This is a genomic window from Zobellia roscoffensis (assembly GCF_015330165.1).
Classification (GTDB): domain Bacteria; phylum Bacteroidota; class Bacteroidia; order Flavobacteriales; family Flavobacteriaceae; genus Zobellia; species Zobellia roscoffensis.
In genome coordinates this window covers 2,822,694-2,841,810 of sequence record NZ_JADDXT010000002.1, presented here as the reverse complement: position 1 = coordinate 2,841,810, position 19,117 = coordinate 2,822,694, and the positions used below count along the sequence as shown (strand labels likewise).

The 19,117-nt window shown below is 36.7% G+C and carries 18 protein-coding genes; 10 read left to right on the top strand and 8 right to left on the bottom strand.

Translation table 11 applies throughout. From position 1 onward, the window contains the following. Positions 1-54 precede the first annotated feature (54 nt). The gene (locus IWC72_RS11900) at positions 55-288 is read right to left on the bottom strand and encodes a DUF3820 family protein (protein WP_194529895.1); all 234 of its coding nucleotides are present in this window, start codon (positions 286-288) and stop codon (positions 55-57) included. A gap of 48 nt (positions 289-336) precedes the next feature. Between IWC72_RS11900 and IWC72_RS11895 the strand changes: the two genes are divergently transcribed. Beyond that, positions 337-1,206, top strand: coding sequence for a hydroxypyruvate isomerase family protein (locus tag IWC72_RS11895; RefSeq protein ID WP_194526413.1), 870 nt, complete (start codon positions 337-339; stop codon positions 1,204-1,206). A 29-nt stretch (positions 1,207-1,235) separates the two neighbouring features. On the opposite strand, the gene IWC72_RS11890 is transcribed toward IWC72_RS11895, so the two are convergent. Beyond that, on the bottom strand, positions 1,236-1,982 hold the full coding sequence (locus IWC72_RS11890) for a LytR/AlgR family response regulator transcription factor (protein WP_194526412.1): 747 nt from the start codon (positions 1,980-1,982) through the stop codon (positions 1,236-1,238). 7 nt (positions 1,983-1,989) lie between these two features. Beyond that, positions 1,990-4,068, bottom strand: a complete 2,079-nt coding sequence (locus IWC72_RS11885; RefSeq protein WP_194529894.1) for a tetratricopeptide repeat-containing sensor histidine kinase — start codon at positions 4,066-4,068, stop codon at positions 1,990-1,992. 242 nt (positions 4,069-4,310) lie between these two features. Here IWC72_RS11885 and IWC72_RS11880 point away from each other — a divergent pair, with 242 nt between their 5' ends. The 6 genes from IWC72_RS11880 to IWC72_RS11855 all read left to right on the top strand — a co-directional run bounded on the left by IWC72_RS11880 (position 4,311) and on the right by IWC72_RS11855 (position 7,899). Beyond that, positions 4,311-5,012, top strand: a complete 702-nt coding sequence (locus tag IWC72_RS11880) for a hypothetical protein (protein ID WP_194529893.1) — start codon at positions 4,311-4,313, stop codon at positions 5,010-5,012. A gap of 36 nt (positions 5,013-5,048) precedes the next feature. Next, on the top strand, positions 5,049-5,333 hold the full coding sequence (locus IWC72_RS11875; protein WP_194526409.1) for a hypothetical protein: 285 nt from the start codon (positions 5,049-5,051) through the stop codon (positions 5,331-5,333). A gap of 38 nt (positions 5,334-5,371) precedes the next feature. Next, positions 5,372-5,929, top strand: a complete 558-nt coding sequence (locus IWC72_RS11870; RefSeq protein ID WP_194529892.1) for a hypothetical protein — start codon at positions 5,372-5,374, stop codon at positions 5,927-5,929. Positions 5,930-6,001: 72 nt separating this feature from the next. Beyond that, on the top strand, positions 6,002-6,658 hold the full coding sequence (locus IWC72_RS11865) for a hypothetical protein (protein ID WP_194529891.1): 657 nt from the start codon (positions 6,002-6,004) through the stop codon (positions 6,656-6,658). A 49-nt stretch (positions 6,659-6,707) separates the two neighbouring features. Further along, positions 6,708-7,229, top strand: coding sequence for a hypothetical protein (locus tag IWC72_RS11860; RefSeq protein ID WP_194529890.1), 522 nt, complete (start codon positions 6,708-6,710; stop codon positions 7,227-7,229). A 133-nt stretch (positions 7,230-7,362) separates the two neighbouring features. Further along, positions 7,363-7,899, top strand: a complete 537-nt coding sequence (locus IWC72_RS11855; RefSeq protein WP_194529889.1) for a hypothetical protein — start codon at positions 7,363-7,365, stop codon at positions 7,897-7,899. Positions 7,900-7,936: 37 nt separating this feature from the next. Here IWC72_RS11855 and IWC72_RS11850 read toward each other — a convergent pair whose 3' ends face one another. From IWC72_RS11850 to guaA, 4 genes are all read right to left on the bottom strand, one after another. Continuing rightward, positions 7,937-8,485 carry a DUF922 domain-containing protein gene (locus IWC72_RS11850; RefSeq protein WP_226979548.1) on the bottom strand — a complete coding sequence of 183 codons (549 nt, stop codon included), beginning with the start codon at positions 8,483-8,485 and terminating at the stop codon, positions 7,937-7,939. Beyond that, positions 8,473-8,877: an OsmC family protein gene (locus IWC72_RS11845; protein ID WP_194526404.1), complete on the bottom strand. Its 405-nt coding sequence runs from the start codon at positions 8,875-8,877 to the stop codon at positions 8,473-8,475. The genes IWC72_RS11850 and IWC72_RS11845 overlap by 13 nt, the downstream gene beginning before the upstream one ends. Before the next feature lie 86 nt (positions 8,878-8,963). Beyond that, on the bottom strand, positions 8,964-11,144 hold the full coding sequence (locus IWC72_RS11840) for a LysM peptidoglycan-binding domain-containing protein (RefSeq protein ID WP_226968016.1): 2,181 nt from the start codon (positions 11,142-11,144) through the stop codon (positions 8,964-8,966). Between the two features lie 2 nt (positions 11,145-11,146). Further along, complete coding sequence (gene guaA / locus IWC72_RS11835; protein WP_194526402.1) at positions 11,147-12,679, bottom strand: glutamine-hydrolyzing GMP synthase; 1,533 nt, start codon at positions 12,677-12,679, stop codon at positions 11,147-11,149. A 660-nt stretch (positions 12,680-13,339) separates the two neighbouring features. Between guaA and IWC72_RS11830 the strand changes: the two genes are divergently transcribed. From IWC72_RS11830 to IWC72_RS11820, 3 genes are all read left to right on the top strand, one after another. Continuing rightward, the gene (locus tag IWC72_RS11830) at positions 13,340-15,745 is read left to right on the top strand and encodes a TonB-dependent receptor (RefSeq protein ID WP_194529888.1); all 2,406 of its coding nucleotides are present in this window, start codon (positions 13,340-13,342) and stop codon (positions 15,743-15,745) included. 3 nt (positions 15,746-15,748) lie between these two features. Continuing rightward, positions 15,749-16,642 (top strand): DUF4249 family protein, encoded by an 894-nt coding sequence (locus IWC72_RS11825; protein WP_194529887.1) that lies wholly within the window; start codon positions 15,749-15,751, stop codon positions 16,640-16,642. A 180-nt stretch (positions 16,643-16,822) separates the two neighbouring features. Next, positions 16,823-17,368 carry a pyridoxamine 5'-phosphate oxidase family protein gene (locus tag IWC72_RS11820; protein WP_194529886.1) on the top strand — a complete coding sequence of 182 codons (546 nt, stop codon included), beginning with the start codon at positions 16,823-16,825 and terminating at the stop codon, positions 17,366-17,368. A gap of 15 nt (positions 17,369-17,383) precedes the next feature. Here IWC72_RS11820 and bshC read toward each other — a convergent pair whose 3' ends face one another. Beyond that, a complete protein-coding gene (gene bshC, locus IWC72_RS11815) occupies positions 17,384-18,985 on the bottom strand; it encodes a bacillithiol biosynthesis cysteine-adding enzyme BshC (protein WP_194529885.1) in 1,602 nt (533 codons plus the stop codon). Positions 18,986-19,117 lie beyond the last annotated feature (132 nt).

The following is a 19,117-nucleotide window of genomic DNA, read 5'->3' as shown; positions in this document are numbered from 1 at the left end:
GTGTTCTTTGTTACGGGGCACAAAGATATAAATTGCCTAGTGAAATCATAGGTATTACTTGGGAAAATCTTTTTGAATCTTATGAATTAACGGCTCTAGTCCATTAATCTTAATTTCTAACATGGATTTAAGTAGAATTCCTAATTTTCCGTCAGGAAACCCTTTCTGTTGATACCAAATTAAATACGCTTCCGGAAGGTTTACCAAGTATCGTCCTTTAAATTTCCCAAATGGCATCCTATAATGTGCCAATTCTATCAATTTTTCTTTATCCGGAGCTATATTCATTTTTAAATCTAAATATTTTATCTTTATTTTCGCCTAATAGCCAAAATTATGAAACGAAGAAAATTTATTGGTACATCTGCCGCCGCATCGGTTGGATTGGTGGCCTGCAAAACTACGAATGCCATGGCACCTTCTACTACAGAAAGCGTAAAATTAAAAGAAAATATTCACCATAGTGTTTGCCGCTGGTGTTATAAGGATATTCCTATGGAAGATTTCCTGAAAAGCCTAAACGAACTCGGTATTAAGGCAATGGACCTTACGGGCCCAGAAGATTGGCCTTTGATGAAAAAATATGGTATTCACGCCTCTATGTGCTGGGGCGCTGGTTTTGGTATTGAAAAAGGCTTCAACGACCTTTCCCTGCACGAAGAACTAATAGCAGATTATTCGCAACATATTCCTAAAGTTGCCGAAGCTGGCTACACCAACCTTATATGTTTTAGTGGAAACCGAAATGGTATGGATGACGCTGTAGGATTAAAAAACTGTGCAGAAGGACTTAAAAAACTAATGCCCATTGCAGAGAAGCATGGTGTGGTTCTTCAAATGGAACTGCTAAACTCCAAAGTAAACCACCCAGATTATATGTGCGATACTAGTGCATGGGGCGTTGAACTTTGCAAGGCCATAGGTTCTGAGAATTTTAAATTGTTATATGACATTTACCATATGCAAATTATGGAAGGTGACATTATCCGTAATATTCAAGATTACAACCAATATTTTGGGCACTACCATACCGGAGGAAATCCTGGGAGAAATGAAATAAACGATACGCAGGAACTTTTTTACCCTGCTATAATGAAAGCAATTCTAGCAACCGGTTTTGAGGGCTACGTTGCACAAGAGTTTATACCTACATGGGATGATCAAATTGCAGCTTTAAAAGAAGGCGTTACCATTTGCGATATATAAAATACCAACCTCCCTTCGGGGAGGTTTTTTTATCCCATTAGTTTTTTCAAAAAGTCTTCTTTTCTGCGTACGGCAATTTCTATATGTGAACCATCATTCATAAGTGCGTACCCTCCTTTCCCTTTTACATATTTATCTACACATGTAAGGTTTATTAAATGCGATTGATGTGCTCTATAAAAATGGTGTTTTTCCAAAAGGGATTCAAAATATTTTAATGTTTTTGCAACCGTAAGTTTACTATCGCTCTTTAAATATAAATGGGTGTAATTTACATCTGATTGACACCTAACAATATCATTTATTGCAATCATAGAAAGCCCATCAACCGTGGGAACTGCAATTTTCTGGAAGTCACTCGCTTTTTGACCTTCTAAGTTATGGAATAGAACTTCCATTTTTTTTGATATTTCCTGTAACGAAATTTTCTTTGTTAACTTTTCAAGTGCTGTATATACATCTTCTTCCGCAATAGGCTTCAACAAATAATCCAAAGCTGAAAACTTAAAGGCTTCCAGCGCATAATTATCATAACCCGTCGTAAAAATGACCTCAAAATTAATATCAGGCACCGCATGAAGCAATTCAAACCCTGTTCTATCATGTAATTGCACATCCAAAAAAACCACTTGAGGACTATACTTTTTTATAGCAGCTAGACCTTCTTCATAAGAAGAGGCCACATTAAGCACCTGAACGGTATCAAAAGCTTTTAACAAAAGAAGTAATCTGTCTTGGCAATGTTTTTCGTCGTCTACAATGATTGCTTTTAACATAAAATCATTAAAATTGAAGTTCTAAAGGTAATTTCAGCTCAACACGTAGTCCTTCTTCCCTATCGAACATTTGAATGCTTCCGTTTTCCTTTTTCAACTGATTAATAATATCAAGCCTGTTCTTGGTTATTTTTAGTCCCATTGAAGTTTTCCCCTTTTGAGCAGCACCATTTCCTTTTCGCCCTACCCCATCATCATCTACAGTACAGACCAAAAACTGATTTTCAATTTTTACCGAAACATCTATATGCCCAAGGGTTTCTTTTGGCGATATACCATGCCAAATACTATTTTCTATAAATGGCTGCAAAATTAAGGGGGGCACCATGGTGTTTTCTATATCAATGTTTTCATCAATATTAAAAGAATGCACAAATTTATCTTTTAATCGTAACGCTTCAATTTGCATATATAGCCCCGTAAGCTCAAGATCTTCTTCCAACGGAATCCATTTTTTCTCCGAACTTTCTAAAATAGCTCTAATCAACTTAGAAAATTTCACTAGAAAAATGTTCGCAGTCTCCAAATCATTCTTCGCCATATAATCACTAATGGAGTTCATGGCGTTGAATATAAAATGTGGGTTCATCTGCGAGCGTAGTGCCTTCAATTCCGTTTCTGCAACCCTGGTCTTAAACTCAGAAATTTTCTTTTCGGATATTACTTTTTCCCGTTTCTTATACAGTTGAAAAGCAACGACCAAAAAAGCTACAATTAACAACCCTCCCGCCAAAAGAGCCGTAATCATTAGGTTCTGACGCTCCACCTCTGCTTTTGAAGCCTCCTGCTTTCTTTCATAAGCAGATTGAAGTTCAGATTTTTCCTTTTCGTATTCGTATTCGGCCTCTAATAATGCTATCTCCTCCTTCTTTTCCGCGGAAGCAAAACTATCACGCAACACCACAGCGTCTGTTTTATTCTTATAGGCGCTCTTATAATTGCCCATTTTATTCTGCAAGACAGCCAACTGATCAAGAGCATTGAACTGTAGATTTATACTTCCTGCCTCTTTAGCATATTGATAAGAAGTTTGATAATTTTCTTCAGCTAGCTTTAACTTTTTCTGCTTTCCTAAGGCGTAACAATCTGCTAAATGCTGATGTACAATAGCTAAGTTATTGGCATTTTTTAGCTTCTCATAAATCTCTTGGGTCTGCTTAAAATAAGGTATAGCCTCCTCATATTGCCCCATTTCCGTATAAGCAATCCCCGTGTTGGTCAAGGCACTGGCCATTCCCCTTTCATTGCTATTCCGCTCCATTATGTCATAAGCCTGCCTATAACTCTCAATAGCTTTATCGGATTTTCCCGTTTCATTATAAACTCTACCCAGATTGGTAAGAGCATTCGCCACTCCTTCCTGGAAATCATTCTGTTGAAAAAAACCAAGGGCTTGCTTCTGATAGTTTTCCGACTCAACAAACTTCCCTAATCTGGCATACAACAACCCTATATTACTAAGGATGGATGCATACTGCTTATCACCTGTTAAGTCTAGATCCTCATAAATTCGCTTAGCATCAAGATAGCTCTTAATGGCTTCAGGATACTGAGAAAGATACATATAGTTGATACCAATACTATTCAACATTTTAGCCATTAGAAAACTATCCTTAGCTTGCTCAAAGACCTCGTATGCTTTGCGATTATTATCGTTAGCGCGGGCATAGTCAGATTCATTAAAATAAACCAACCCCTTGTTATAAATTAGTCTGGCAGCACCTATCCGATCATTATTCTCCTGCCGTATCCTCATTGCCTTATCATACGAATCCAAAGCCAAGGAATCTTCTCCTAATGCACTATAGTTATGACCTTGATACGCATAACTAGTAGCAACACTTTTCTCAATTTTAAGCTTCAAACCAAGGTTTACCGCATCTTTAGACAGTTCTATTCCCTTTTTAGGGTCAATAGAATAATAGGTATAAATCAATTCATTTAAAATGTTTAGCCTAACGGAATCTTGTTTTGGAGTTTTTTCTAGGAGAGAATTTAAACTATCTATTTTAGCATGCTGGGCTCTTAAACCAAATACAGACAATAAGAGCAATAGGGAAAGTACTTTTATTCTGTTAGAAGGCATAGATACAAGTAGTATATAGAACTCCAAATTTAACAGTTTCAAGGAAAGAACACTATTCTACTCAAAAAAATATTGTTATAAATAGTTCTTTTTGAGCTTTGTATGTAAAAAAAATAACTGATTACGATTACTCCACAAAAACCTACACATCCTCTAACAAGACTCACGGTTAATAAATGCAAATGGGAAGCTAGCTTGCTTATTCCTAATTTCATAGCACCAAACCAAGCAACCAATTGTTTATGACTCAGAAAAACTACTCCCTCAAAGCCCTTGTTATCCTTATTATTATTCCTCTGTCTTTTTTAACAGGGTGTGACAGTCATCCTATAAATGAATTAGCCGAGGACCTTGCGGACCAAGTTGAAGAAATTGAGGAATTAGACGACGAACCTGAAGATGAAGAAGAGCAACAACAGGAGCAAGAAGAAGAAGAAGAAGAAGAAGAAGAAGAAGAAACCGTATACACCGGTTCCATGACCGCTACAGCTAACGGAAAAGAATTTCAATCATCTGAATATTCAGAACAATTCAACGGCATGCCGGCAGCCATTACAAAAACTGATGGAATATATATGGTATACATTTCAGGTTATGACATAAGCTTGGGCCTAGCTAATACTAAAGCTGTTGTTTTATGGGCCGTAGGAGAAGATTTTTCCACACTAAAGGTTGGCAAAACATGGGATTCCCCTCTGGTAGATTTTCTTCATGAAGGAGTAATTGCCAATTATTACGAAGCTGAAGTGACCGATGATGATGATGATGACAACCCCAACCTTGAAGAAGTAGATAATATATATCTAAAAATTACCGCAATTAATTTCGAAAATCAAAAATTTTCCGGTGAGTTCAGTTTTGCAGGAAAAACTGAAGACGGTACCTCCATTACCGTAACCGACGGCCAATTTACCGACTACACTTTTGAATATAACGAACAGTAACAACTACTTTATAATCCATTTAACCCACCAAGACCCATGAAAAAATCTCTATTTTATTTCGGAGCTTTCCTTTTAACCCTATCTACTTTTATTAACTGCTCCGTAAAAGATGTTGTAGATGACCTTAGCGACACACAAAAAGCACTGGATTGCGCCAACTTAATGGTAGAAATAGATAAAAAATGGAACGAGGAAGACCGCAATTGCAGCGAAATTAAATCTGATGTAGCGAAGATTCTAGACACTTGCAATGATTTTATAGATGCGGAACAAAAAGCACAACTGCAATTCTATGCAGACAATTGCAGCACAGATAATTAATTCAACAGACCAAACTTAACCTTAAAAATGTTCTGCAGATGAACACCTTCAGAATGAGTCTCAACCACTACCGCACTAACCTACTTTTGCTAGGCTTAAACTTACACCTACCTGTTAGCAACAAAGCTACCAACAAGAAAATCGAGAAAAACGACCAAAGTATATCTGGAGAGATTGTATTGTCCGGTAAAGAAACCACAAATCTAGGGACTTCTTTAAAAATAGGTAATTTAGCCATAGGCCGTTCCAACCACAGAGTAAAGGGCAAAACAATAATACTTACTGATAGCCATACAAAAATAAACGAGAATGGCCCTATACCTAATGACCTCCAAAACAACTTTATAATCATTGGCTTAGATATAGAAGGACCCACCAGACATAACACTAGCAGGTCTTTAACTATGAATATCACCGTAGATGGTATTGAGTACAAACATACCTGCACTCCCCCCGACTTTAGCACCTATAAAAATTACAGCTCTGATTTTGAGATTGATTTTGACAAAAAAGAGATTGTGTTTACCGAAACAAATATTACCAATACTGTAACCGACGCTGTTCTAACCATGAATGGAACCATAACCTGGAAATAGTCTTCAAGACCAACAAACATTTTTTTGTTTGTACAGCATACAACAGAATTTAACAACCCTGAACGTTATAAAATGAAATCATCAAAAATCATATCAGCAATACTAATTGCCTTTTTTCTATGCTTCACCACTTCATGTTCTGAGGACAACACCCCTATTGATCAAGAACAAGAACAGGAAGAACAGGAAGAACAAATTGAAGAAATAGAGGAGGAAACAGAAGAAACAGAAGAAGAAAATGATGATGATGATGATGATGATGATGATGATGATGAAGAAGAAACAAGCGATAGTTTTGGCACCATAAAATTATCCGGAGACGAAACTTCCGATGTGGGCACTACATTAGTTGTAGGTCATCTTAAGGCAGGCTTAACCCAGCTAACGGGTAACGAACGTACGGTTATCATAACCGATGAGAACACCCCCATTTCTGAAGAAGAGGGGCCAGAACCAAATGATGTTGGTAATAATTTTATAATTGTAGGCCTAGATTTAGGTGACAAGGCAACCCAAGATGCAGAAAGAGGTCTCTCCATAAATATTTCAGTAGATGGCACCGACTACAAATATGCCTGCGCTATACCCATTGTTTCTGGTTTTATTAATTGCGGAGAGGATTTTCATATCGATTTTGAAAAAAAGGAGATTATATTTTCAGAAACCAAGGTCATTAATACAAAAACGGAGTCCGTTTTAACCATGGATGGAACAATAACTTGGAAATAACCTAAAATATAAAGTCCTCATCAGAACTTAAACCTTAAAATCAGAAAAAATGAAAACAACAAAAGCACTATTCGCACTTATTTTTGTCTTCCTCTTAAACGCAAACCATCTGCTTGCACAAGATAGCAATGGGCAACCAGAGACCACCAAAGAAAAAAGTTCAATTAAAGAGGTCGATAAAATAAACCAAGCTTCAGGGGAGATTAACGAGACATCGGCAAATACTGCCGAAGCTGTTAAAGGTACAGTCTCCAATACTAAGGAAACCTTAAAAGAACTTGGTTCACTTTTTGGTTCAGGAAAGGAAAAAGCTGCTAAAGGGGTAATCAACATTGGTATACAGCCCATCACTTACGACGACCCTAATTTAAACGCCCTTTACGAACAAATCACAGAAATACGAGGAGTTAAAAATCCTAATAAAAATTTTAGGGACAACAGTGTAACGATTACCGCTGAATACAAAGACGGTGCAGATGCTCTTTGGCAAAATGTAACTACTGAAGTACGGGCTGCCTTTAAAATGGTACAGATGGGAAATGATATGATTGTAGTACAGCCCGCTGACTAGAAGTAACTTAAAATCAAATAATATAAAAAAGTAGTTAAAATGTTAAAATAATTAAGATATTTACCCAATCAAATGAGAGCAAAATTTTTATACTAAATAATTTAACCATTAAAGATTTTTAAATTTCAATTACATGAAAATGAAAAAAACGATTATTTATCTAGCCCTTACTTTTCTAACGGTTTCTTTTGCCAATGCACAAGAATTTGAACAAGGTACTAATGTAATTAATGCCGGTATTGGACTTGGCGGTTATTATGGAGGATACAGCACCTCTACCGCGAGCCCTGTATTTAGCGCCAGCTACGAAAGAGGCGTTTGGAATGTTCCTGGTCCAGGCGTAGTGAGCTTAGGAGGTTATATTGGATACAAACGTTTTACTTATGATTATGCCTTTGCAAATGCAGATTACAGCTGGTCATATACCACAATAGGAGTTCGCGGCGCATACCACTATACCGGTTTGGATATAGACAACCTTGATGTGTATGGTGGAGCCATGCTTTCTATGAGAATTTTAGGAGGAGATGAATTTGGAGATATAAGCAGCAGACCAGGCGCTACAGCTTTTGTGGGGGGCCGTTGGTACTTTACAGATAGCATTGCCGGTTTTGCGGAAGCAGGCTATGGCGTTGCTTTCTTAACACTGGGAGCTTCTTTCAGATTCTAGAATAACGGATACTATTAAAAAAAAGCCTTCTCAAGATTTAATCTTGAGAAGGCTTTTCTTCTTTAAGAGCTGCTTCAATTTGTTTGTTCCAAAGCAATTGCTTGTGTAAATCCCTAGAAAAGTTTGTTTCCCTATCGTATTTATTTTGAAAATCACTCAGCTCTTTCAAAACTGTCTTGTAAATAGCTCTGACCTCCGCTTTTGCATTCATTGTAAATTGAGCTTTAGCTAATCGTTCTCGCATTTTCCGGGCATAGAGCTCAGATATATCAAAGTGTAATTGTTCGTGGCTTAGAATAACCGAATTGCACAACTCTGGTCTATACCATGATTTGTTCGGATAAAACTCGCTCTGCACCACAAAATCCAAATACAATTGACCTTCCTTTTTAAAAGACGTAAAAGAATAACTTATACCACTGGCGGTAGTTGCCGCGGCCCATTCCGTCTTAAAATAGCTTCCTTTAAAATCTGACCATTGTAGTTTTCTATCCGCATTCCAAAGTATCACTTCTTCCTCTTGAGAAGAAACCACACTACAAACACACAGACATAACGCCCAAAGACCGTATTTTAAAGCTCCCAATTAAACGTAATTACCTTTTCTATATCTGGATGCAAACTATAATGCACAGGGCAAGTCATAGCCGTATGCTCTAAAATTTTTCTGTTCTTATCAGAAATGTTAGATGGTAAAACTAGCTTCGCTTCAATTTTAGAGATTCGTCTAGGTCCAGCCGCCATATGTTTCTTGATTTCTACAGTAGAACCTTTTAAATTCACATCAAGTCCTTTTGCTTTGATTCCCATCATGGTAATCATGCAACTCCCTAATCCGGTAGCTACGGTATCCGTTGGAGAAAAAGCTTGCCCAAGACCATTATTATCTACAGGTGCATCCGTAATAAAAGTATCACCAGAGCGCATATGCTCGCAAGTGGTTCGTAAATCTCCGTTGTAGGTTACTTTTGATGTCATACTAAAATTGGGTTTGGAATTAATCGTTCTATTCGTAAGCCCTAAGTTAGTACTACCTCGTTCAAAAACGAAATTAATTTACAAAATTACTCAGCCTGCTTTATACGAAGGTCTTCAAACTTAAGAATGTATGACGACTGATTGAAATACCCTGAAGCACCCACCTTTTCATAATCAAACTTGTTACCTGAGTATTCCGTCTCACCAATTATCTTAGAAGCCTCTATTAGATTATTCTTATAAGCCAACTTCAACAAGAGGTCATAGGTTATATCAAAACCACGAACAGCGTACCTATCTGGCGTGCTTCCAAAACGTTTTTCATAGCGCTTAGTAAATGAATCATTAGACCCCATTTTATACACTGATGGATATGTAAAATGAAGGTTAGACAAATGAGCATTACTAATCACTTCATTATCAAAAGCACTATTCTTGTTAGTCGTAAACATGCGTACTTTTATGTCTTCGGTATTCATTGAATTCAAAATAGAAGTTACACTAGACACCAATTTAAAATTATCTGTCTCTACAAACACCCAATTATCTCCCTCTTCCGAGAGAAGCTCGGTTAACTTCTTAATATCAATTCCAATATTTTTCTCCTCCTGAGCTACCTGCAAAGTATCAGATTCTGGAAAACCAGCCATTAACTGCGCCTGAACCGCTTTATTCTTATCATCTGCAATGATGATAACATGCTGGTCTACCATTTTACCCTGTACATAGCCAATCATCCGATCACGAAGTACCTCATCCGAAGTATAGGAAAAGAATACATTAGATAGGCTTAAATCGCTCTTAGCTGGAATAGGCGCCACCAAAGGTACATTCTTACCACTAGCCCTTACTGCCGTTTCTTTCAAGGACGGCATATCTAATGGGCCCACAATAGCACTATAACTTAAAAGGTTTTCTTGCTGTAAAATCTCTTTTGTTCTGGCAAGATTCAATTGGTTATCAAAAGTCTTAACATCTACAGATACACCAAGGTCCGCAATAGAATCTATAGCTACTAAAGCTCCTGAATAAAGTCCTAAACTATATTTTAAGCTGTTTCTTTTATCAATAATAGTGGCAACACGCTCCTTATCACTTAAATCTAACTTATCTAACCTGAAAGGCAAAAGAAACATCAATTTTGGTCTGTTCCCTACATTGATACTATCTAAAAGGTTGATTTTATCCAAAACCAATGAATTGCGAACTTCAAAATTACCCTCTTGTTCTTTTGGTAATTTTAAAATCATACCCGCTTTTAACCCTTGAGCCAAATCAGGATTTAATGTTAATAGCTCTTTATAAGTAATTCCAAACTTACGGGTAAGAGAGAATTCTGTCTGTTTTGGTTTTACCTCATAGAAATTAAAATTCTCCGTATTAATTTCACCACTATCAGCCTTAGCTTGAGGAATGCGTATTACCATACCTTCTTTAAGTCCGCCTCTTTCTGTAATCTCCGGATTCAAACGAACAATTTCATCTGACTTCACACCAAATTTCTGTTCCAATTGAAAGAAATTCATTTTTGGAGGAACCGTATATGACGTGTACAACTGTGTTTCTTGATTTTCAACCGTACTCCCTGCTATTTTTGGCAACCTCAATTCTTGCCCTACTGCCAAATAATCATTTGACCCAGAAAGTTCAGGATTTAAAACAACCATACTATCTACAGTAATGCCATATTTATAAGCAATACTCCATCTAGTTTCTTTGGGAGCTACTTGATAAGTTTCAAAATCGTTTTCATCAATAACTATTTCCTCTTCCGGTTTTACTCTACGGTATTTTGGAATCTTCAAAGTCATCTTTTTCTTCAACTGTGAAGAGTACAAATCTGGATTGTACTTTTTAATAGCCTCCTCCGTAATGTGAAATCGCTTTGCTATACTATATAAAGTCTCCTTCTTTTTAACACGATATGATGTAAAGCCAATAGGCTCTTCCTGCTCTTCATCAACCCCATTTTTAACAGCGGCAGCCACTGTAGTACTTTCTACATTTCTAGTCGATTCTGACGCAACTGCTTTAGCTTTACTATCTTTTGGTATAACCAATATAGTATTCACTCTCAAGTCATCACCTCTTCTTACTTCCTTATTTAGTTTAAGAATGGTCTGAGCATCTACCCGGTACTGTTTTGCTATGCTTTCTAAGGTCTCACCCTTCTTAACAGCATGGGTTGTAAACTTCTGAGCAGACACTTTACACGCTACTAAAACAAACAGTATAAATGTTAGACTAACTTTAAAAAATTGATTCATATTTATTCCCATTCAATGGTTGCCGGTGGTTTTGAGCTTATATCGTAAACAACTCTGTTTACACCTGGCACTTTGTTGATAATATCGTTTGATGTCTTTTGTAAGAACTCGTATGGTAAATTCACCCAGTCAGCAGTCATCCCGTCCGTACTTTCTACGGCTCGCAAAGCTACGCATTTTTCATAAGTGCGCTCATCACCCATAACCCCTACACTATTTACGGGTAAAAGCATGGCTCCGGCCTGCCAAACCTTATCATAAAGACCCCAATCACGTAAGCCTTGTATGAAAATATGATCTACCTCCTGTAGTATAGACACCTTTTCTGGCGTAATGTCACCCAAAATACGAATTGCTAGTCCAGGCCCTGGAAATGGGTGTCTCCCTAATCGCTCATCACCAATGGCCATGCTCTTACCCACACGGCGAACTTCATCCTTAAATAACATTCTCAATGGCTCAACTACTTTCAGCTTCATATAATCAGGTAAACCACCTACATTATGATGACTCTTTATTGTTGCCGATGGACCGCCCGTTGCAGAAACAGACTCAATTACATCTGGATATATAGTTCCTTGTGCCAGCCACTTAACATCTTTTACAAGATGGGCTTCGTCATCAAAAACATCTATAAATACCTTTCCAATAATCTTACGTTTCTTTTCAGGATCACTTTCCCCAGCAAGAGCATCCAAAAAGCGTGCCGAAGCATCAACACCTTTTACATTAAGCCCCATATGCTCATATTGATCTAGAACGTCTTGAAACTCATTCTTTCTAAGAAGACCATTGTTAACAAAGATACAGTAGAGGTTCTTTCCTATAGCCTTATGAAGCAGTACAGCTGCAACTGTGGAATCCACTCCCCCAGACAAACCTAGCACCACTTTATCATCTCCGATCTTCTGTTTCAACTCAGCGACCGTCAAATCTACAAACGCATCTGGCGTCCAAGTTTGCGCAACATCTGCAATGTTTACCAAGAAGTTTTGGAGTATTTTTTTACCATCTTTAGAGTGATAAACCTCTGGATGAAATTGAATAGCATAAGTACTCTCGTCTTCAATTTTATACGCAGCGTGTTTAACATCGTTTGTGCTAGCCAAAACAACACCTTTCTCAGGCAGTTTTTGAATGGTATCACTATGACTCATCCATACTTGACTTCCTTCTGAAACACCTTCAAAAAAAGCTTCCTCTGGTTTTATGTATGATAAATTTGCACGACCATATTCTCTTGTGTTCGATGGAGCAACATTACCTCCACCAAAGTGAGCTAGGTATTGGGCACCATAACAAACAGCTAATAAGGGCTTCTTACCTCTTATTTGCGACAGATCAGGATGCGGTGCATCATCTGCCCGCACCGAAAACGGAGAACCTGATAGAATCACCGCTTTATAGGACGATAAATCGTCTGGAAGCTTGTTATATGGCTTTATTTCACAATAAATATTGAGTTCTCTAACCCTTCTAGCGATGAGCTGTGTATACTGAGAACCGAAGTCTAGGATAAGGACGTTGTTTTGCATGGCCAAAAATAGCAAATTCCGTTCGCTCAAAAAGACTCTTTACCCATATTTATAATCTGTTTTTTAACAATCGTTAAAAACAACAGAAATAAGACAGTAGAGGACAGGCTAAAACACATCATCAATTCCTACAAACAAGCTAGAATATCATCCCGTTATGAAAACTTTAACCTCAACATTTATCAATCCAAAAAACTCACGTAGCTCACTTTTGAGTGATTTTTTTCGAGAATTAACCAAGGAAATCACACCAAAACACTCATTTTTACCCAAATTCACTAAATATAAATAATAACTTCATATAAAAAATAATAAAACTCTGGTTTTAAATGTTTTAAATAAATTCCTACAAAATGTTAAATTATGTTAATTTTAATAAAATACAGCTCATTTACCCTCTTAAATCTGGATTTTAAATTTTTATCTTTCAAAAATCGAATCACTATTAGGTGTCTTTCTTTGTCTCATTTTTATTTATCTTTTCGTTAACAGCCTCCTCTAATGATTATGACTTTCTTGCGTAAGAATTTACTGCTTCATCAACATTTCATCAGTGTATAAAAGCAGTGATTACATCAATCAAAAAACGAACATATCTTGAAAAAAACTATCTACTGTACCTCATTTTTTCTTGTATTATTTCATCAAGGTCAAGCAAAAATGAGCAGACCTACTTGCAAGCCCAAAAGTGGAATTCACAAAAATATTGGACCACTTTTAATTTTTAAAAGCAATCACCAAACTCTCAATCAAGCCGAAAAAAAATATACCATTAGTGGGTACATTACTGAAAGTGGAAGCGGAGAACATCTCTTGGGAGTTTCCATTTATGTACCCGAATTAAAATTAGGCACCACAACAAATGACTATGGATTTTTCTCTTTAACTCTTCCCGAAGGAAATCACGAAATCATTATTTCATACATTGGTTTTGGAAGTGAAAGGCGACAAGTAAATTTAATGGAAGACAAAATTTTATCGATTGCATTAAAACCTTCTTCTGAGAATCTTGATGAAGTAGTTGTTACTGCAGATGAAAGAATAAGGGAGAGCAAGGTTACCCAAATGAGTACCGTTCAAATAAAACCTGCAGACATTCAAGACATACCCGCCTTGTTAGGCGAAAAGGATGTTCTTAAAACTTTGCAACTCATGCCAGGTATTCAAGGCGGCTCAGAAGGTAGTTCCGGTTTCTTTGTTCGTGGTGGCACACCGGACCAAAACCTAATTATCTTAGATGATGCCGTTGTTTACAACTCCAACCACCTTTTTGGCTTTTTCTCGGTCTTTAATGGTGATGCCATTAAATCTGTAGAAGCGTTCAAAGGTGGTTTTCCCGCTAGATTTGGCGGACGGTTATCCTCCGTTATTAAATTGGATATGAAAGATGGTAATAAAGAAAAGCTATCTGGCAAAGTCAACATAGGTCTTATATCCTCTTCTGCCCTACTTGAAGGCCCTATCAATAAAGGAAAAACCTCTTTTATAGCCAGTGGACGCCGTACCTATGCAGATATTATGGCACGTCCCTTTATAGAAAGTAAGAAAGGAAATAGAACAGGGTATTATTTCACAGATTTCAACTTTAAGATTCACCATATATTCAGCCCCAAAGACAAATTGTTCTGGAGTAATTACTTTGGGCAAGATAAGTTCTATGACAACAGTGTTTATAATGATGGCGATAAAGATAAATCTAGACTGCAATGGGGAAACATCACCTCTACCCTTCGTTGGAATCACCAATTTAACAACAAGCTTTTCTCTAACACTTCACTTATTTTCAGCAACTATAAATTTAAGCTGTTAATAGAAGAAGATTTTGAAGACCAACAATACCTCTTCAAAAGCAGCTCAGGCATTAATGATTACACATTAAAGACTGATTTTGATTATTACCCCAACAGCAAGCATACTATTAGATTTGGCGCCAATGCAACCCGACATAACTTTACACCGCAGCGCTTGTTACTCAAAGACGAATTTAACTCAGACATAGATAAAGAACAAGAACTGAATTCTTTTGAAGGGGCTGTATATGTAGAAGATGATTGGAAACTTACCGACAAGTTAAGTTTATCACCTGGTATTAGGCTCAGCTATTTCAATTACAAAGACAAACATTACATTAACCCAGAACCGAGGTTAGCACTATCTTATAACATGAAGCCAGACCTTGCGTTTAAGGCCTCTTATTCTCGTATGAACCAATACATTCATCTCTTATCTAGCTCGGGTATTGGTTTGCCTACAGATTTATGGGTATCATCTACTGATAATATAAAACCACAGACCTCCCAACAGCTTGCTATTGGTGTTGCCAAAGATTTCTTTGACAAAGACTATTCCGTAACTCTTGAAGGCTATTACAAGACCTTAGATGATGTTATTGCTTATAAAGAAGGAGCCTCTTTCTTAGCTATTGATGACTTTGAAACCGGCAAGAATACTAATTGGGAAGAAAATATTACTTCGGGACAAGGCTGGGCCTATGGCGCAGAAATACTTTTTAGAAAGCAGACCGGCCCCTTAACCGGTTGGCTCGGCTATACATTATCATGGTCTGAACGTCAGTTTGATGAATTAAACCTAGGTAATAAATTTTATGACCGTTATGATCGTAGGCACGATATATCATTAGTAGGAATTTATAAGCCAAATGAAAAAATAACCCTATCAGGTACTTGGGTACTATCAACAGGTAACAACTACACCTTGCCCAACCAGCAGCGTATAGCCAATGCTGTAGATTTCCCCATTTTCAACAATGACATGTATAGCAGCTTCACTGGTACGGAAGATTTTACCACCCAACGCAATAATTTTCGCGGAGAAACAAGCCATAGGTTAGATTTAGGAATCCAATTTCATAAAAAGAAAAAGAAGAATAGGGAACGTATTTGGGGAGTGTTACTTTACAATTCTTACGCAAGAAGAAACCCTTTTATATACACTATTGAAGATAAAAATTATGACTCTTATGCCCCAAAACCGATTGAAAAGGAATTGATACGAACATCTGTACTTATGCTGATACCATCTATTAATTACACTTTTAAGTTTTAAACCATGTATAAATATATTCAGATAAGTTTATTGTTCGTTTTACTGTGTAGTGCCTGTCAAGACCCCGTAGATGCCGATGAGTTACTTAATGTAGAAGGTAGTACCTATATACTTGGTTATCTATCACCATCGGACACTTTGCTCAGTATACACGTATCCAATACCATACCAGCTGTAGGCTCTCCACTGGACAATTACAGTAATGAAACAAATAAAGAGAGATTAACAATAAAAGATGCAGAAGTCATTATAAGTGATGAGCAAAATAATGAAATTAACCTCATATATAACTCGGAAAAAAGAAACTATCAAGCCAATGCATCAGAGTTTGATATTGTTGAAGGCAGCACTTATTTTCTGAGGGTTTCTGCCAATAATAGCAACTTTACCTCAAGTTGTACCATCCCGAAAAAAATAAACTCGATTACCGAGAAAATAACTCTAGAATTTGAAAATGAGTACTCAAGACAATACATATTAGACATTGCTTTTCAAGATATTATTGGTAAAAACAATTTCTACCTAATTGGTGGCAAGATAGAAACAGAAGAGCAAGGACAATTATATGAATGGCCATTGGATTTTGAACTGAATAGCTTTTTGACCGATGCTATTGGAGATGGAGAAACTTTGAGGCAAAATTCATCTTTTGGATTTGGTTATACAGAAGAAGTCGTTACTGCTAGAGTAACACTACAAGTAACAAATGTTGAAGAAATTCTTTATTTAAACCGTCGTGCTACTTTTTTAAATGATTATAATGACGGAAACCCGTTTGTTGAGTACAGTATTGCATCTAACAACATTGAAGGCGAAAATGTTGTGGGTGTTTTTGCTGGTTATCAGCTTACTGAAAAGGTAATTGAATATGAGTTGAAACAAGAGGCACCCTATTAAAAAGTAAAAGTCCGGGATACCAAACCCGGACTTTTCATCAAAATCAAAAAAACCAACCTAAACACATGAAACGGTTTAATTAAAAATCGTTTTCATAGCATTTTTACTAATAACACTCTACTTGCCAAATACCCTACCCGCTTTTAAAAGTTTTTTCTACTTTTATTCAAAAGCATTTACATGACTTCTATTTTTTGGGATGAAACACTAGCCGAAATAAGAAAAGGAATTACCGAGAGAGGCCACCCATTTAGGTTTTTCACCCTAGCTTCTACAGGGCAGTCAGGAGTACCAAGCCAACGTACTGTGGTCTTTAGACACTTTAATGATAATTTAAACTTAGTGTTTTATACGGATGAACGCTCACCAAAAGTTTCTCAAATTCAGAAAAATAACAAGGTTAGTCTATTATTCTATCACCCAGAAAAGCTTTTGCAGATTACCATTGAAGGAAAAGCCTCAGAAATTACGGACCCACAGGTATTAAAAGAGTATTGGAGCCATGTACCTGATGGCAATAAGAAAGACTACACCACTCATATTGCTCCAGGAACAACTATGAACGCCCCAGATGAAATTGAATACCTTAATGACAGGAACCACTTCTGTGCCATACAAATTGAGCCTACTCGTATTGAATACCTTAAAATAAAACAGCCCAACCACGTTAGGGTGCTTTTTTCTAAAACCAATAAATCTTGGCAAGGAGAATTTTTAACACCTTAATTAAGGTATGCGGCTTTACATTTTTACAATCGTAAACTCTTGCTGTAAGGGTTGTAACGTATCAAGAAGCATTGGAACCAAGTTCTCCCCTAACTCCAAATAAAGTTCAGAGAAATTTACATTGCGCTCTTGCAATGATTTATTAGGAAAAAGTTGGTTCTGAATTTCCGTCATGCGCAGTACATGATCTTTCAGCTTACGTTTTTGAGCTTGCAATAATCTTTTTTCTAGATGGTCAAGACCTTTTTTTTGTTTTACTTCTTGTGCCTTCACTGCGCCTAAAAAGGAAGCATCTGTTTGTTCTGCCAACTCATACATGCTTTTAAACTGCTCTTCAAGAACTTGCTTTTGAGCAGAAAAATTGACATCTATATTAGATATTTCTCTAATCTTTTTATTGATAAAACTACTTTGTTTTAAAAAGAGGTCATCAACAGAAAGATTCATTTTAGCTAACTTTTCCGTTTGTTTTTCGGTGATGACCAAAGCCGAATTTCTAAGTAATAAAACAGGAAAAGGTACTTGCATAGCCTCGAACATGGCTTTCAACTCCAACCAATAAGCTATTTCGCCACCTCCACCTATATAACATAGATTAGGTAAGATAACTTCTTGATACAACGGTCTTGCAATTACGTTGGGGGAAAATCGTTCGGGATATTCCTTCAATTCCTTCTGAAGTTCTTCTTTGGTAAAATGAATTTCGGTATCGTTTATAAAATAGGTGTCGTCCTGCCCTACGATTCGCTCTCGAAGACCATCTTTTAAATAAAAATAGTTGATTTCACGCGGATTGACCTGCACATTATACTTTTGCTCAAGTTCGTCAAACTTCGTTACTGTCTCAGAAACCTTTTTGTATGCTAGTTGGTCAAAAATATCTTTCTCGGCATAAGGGACTAAAAGACTTTTTAAACTCTTATCATCACCATCTACAATCACCAAGCCTTCTGAACCAAAAAGCTCATTTGCCAAATATCGGGTAGCATCGGCTAAATTATCATGCTCTAAATATGATTTTTCAAACAGTTGCTTTAACGCAATGGCATTTGTACTATTTCCTATTTGATTTGAAAAAGCTTCAAAAATTTCATCAAGTCCTTTCGTATCTATATGCCCCACCGCACCAGATGCAACTTTGTTCCATTTTAACTTTTTTCCACGGAAATTAAAATAGTTGATCTCCTCAAAATCATGGTCTTCCGTGGCCATCCAATATACCGGTACAAAATTATATTTTGGATACGCTTTTTTGAGTTCTTTGGTCAGGTTTATAGTAGAAACTATTTTATATAAAAAATATAATGGCCCAGTAAATAGATTCAGTTGATGCCCTGTAACAATAGTAAAAGTGATAGGTTCTTTAAGTTTCTTAAGGTGTGTTTGGGTTTCATTACTAACCTCAAACCCCTTGTATTGCAATTGCAATGCATCATAAAGAATTTCTCTATTTTCATCAGGAAAACTGGTAGCCTTTTCAGCTATTTGCGCTTCAAAATTCTTAAGGTCCGGAAACCTATTATAAAAGTTCTGCACTTGCGGTTCTTCGGCAAGATAATCGCAAATAAATTCTGAAAAATAGCCGGTTTTGTAAAAGGGTAAACAATCAATTTCCATAAGGGTGTAAATATAAAACTCTTCGTCTATGCGACTTCCTAAAAATACGTTAATTACTTCAACCTAATTTTCGTACCGGTAAAGGAAAATCCAATCCTTTATTAAGTAATAATCAGTAGCTTTGGAAGTAGC

Coding starts and splice junctions, on each gene's coding strand:
- IWC72_RS11900 (WP_194529895.1), bottom strand. CDS start 288: ATGAATATAGCTCCGGATAAAGAAAAATTGATAGAATTGGCACATTAT.
- IWC72_RS11895 (WP_194526413.1), top strand. CDS start 337: ATGAAACGAAGAAAATTTATTGGTACATCTGCCGCCGCATCGGTTGGA.
- IWC72_RS11890 (WP_194526412.1), bottom strand. CDS start 1,982: ATGTTAAAAGCAATCATTGTAGACGACGAAAAACATTGCCAAGACAGA.
- IWC72_RS11885 (WP_194529894.1), bottom strand. CDS start 4,068: ATGCCTTCTAACAGAATAAAAGTACTTTCCCTATTGCTCTTATTGTCT.
- IWC72_RS11880 (WP_194529893.1), top strand. CDS start 4,311: ATGACTCAGAAAAACTACTCCCTCAAAGCCCTTGTTATCCTTATTATT.
- IWC72_RS11875 (WP_194526409.1), top strand. CDS start 5,049: ATGAAAAAATCTCTATTTTATTTCGGAGCTTTCCTTTTAACCCTATCT.
- IWC72_RS11870 (WP_194529892.1), top strand. CDS start 5,372: ATGAACACCTTCAGAATGAGTCTCAACCACTACCGCACTAACCTACTT.
- IWC72_RS11865 (WP_194529891.1), top strand. CDS start 6,002: ATGAAATCATCAAAAATCATATCAGCAATACTAATTGCCTTTTTTCTA.
- IWC72_RS11860 (WP_194529890.1), top strand. CDS start 6,708: ATGAAAACAACAAAAGCACTATTCGCACTTATTTTTGTCTTCCTCTTA.
- IWC72_RS11855 (WP_194529889.1), top strand. CDS start 7,363: ATGAAAATGAAAAAAACGATTATTTATCTAGCCCTTACTTTTCTAACG.
- IWC72_RS11845 (WP_194526404.1), bottom strand. CDS start 8,877: ATGACATCAAAAGTAACCTACAACGGAGATTTACGAACCACTTGCGAG.
- IWC72_RS11840 (WP_226968016.1), bottom strand. CDS start 11,144: ATGAATCAATTTTTTAAAGTTAGTCTAACATTTATACTGTTTGTTTTA.
- guaA (WP_194526402.1), bottom strand. CDS start 12,679: ATGCAAAACAACGTCCTTATCCTAGACTTCGGTTCTCAGTATACACAG.
- IWC72_RS11830 (WP_194529888.1), top strand. CDS start 13,340: ATGAGCAGACCTACTTGCAAGCCCAAAAGTGGAATTCACAAAAATATT.
- IWC72_RS11825 (WP_194529887.1), top strand. CDS start 15,749: ATGTATAAATATATTCAGATAAGTTTATTGTTCGTTTTACTGTGTAGT.
- IWC72_RS11820 (WP_194529886.1), top strand. CDS start 16,823: ATGACTTCTATTTTTTGGGATGAAACACTAGCCGAAATAAGAAAAGGA.
- bshC (WP_194529885.1), bottom strand. CDS start 18,985: ATGGAAATTGATTGTTTACCCTTTTACAAAACCGGCTATTTTTCAGAA.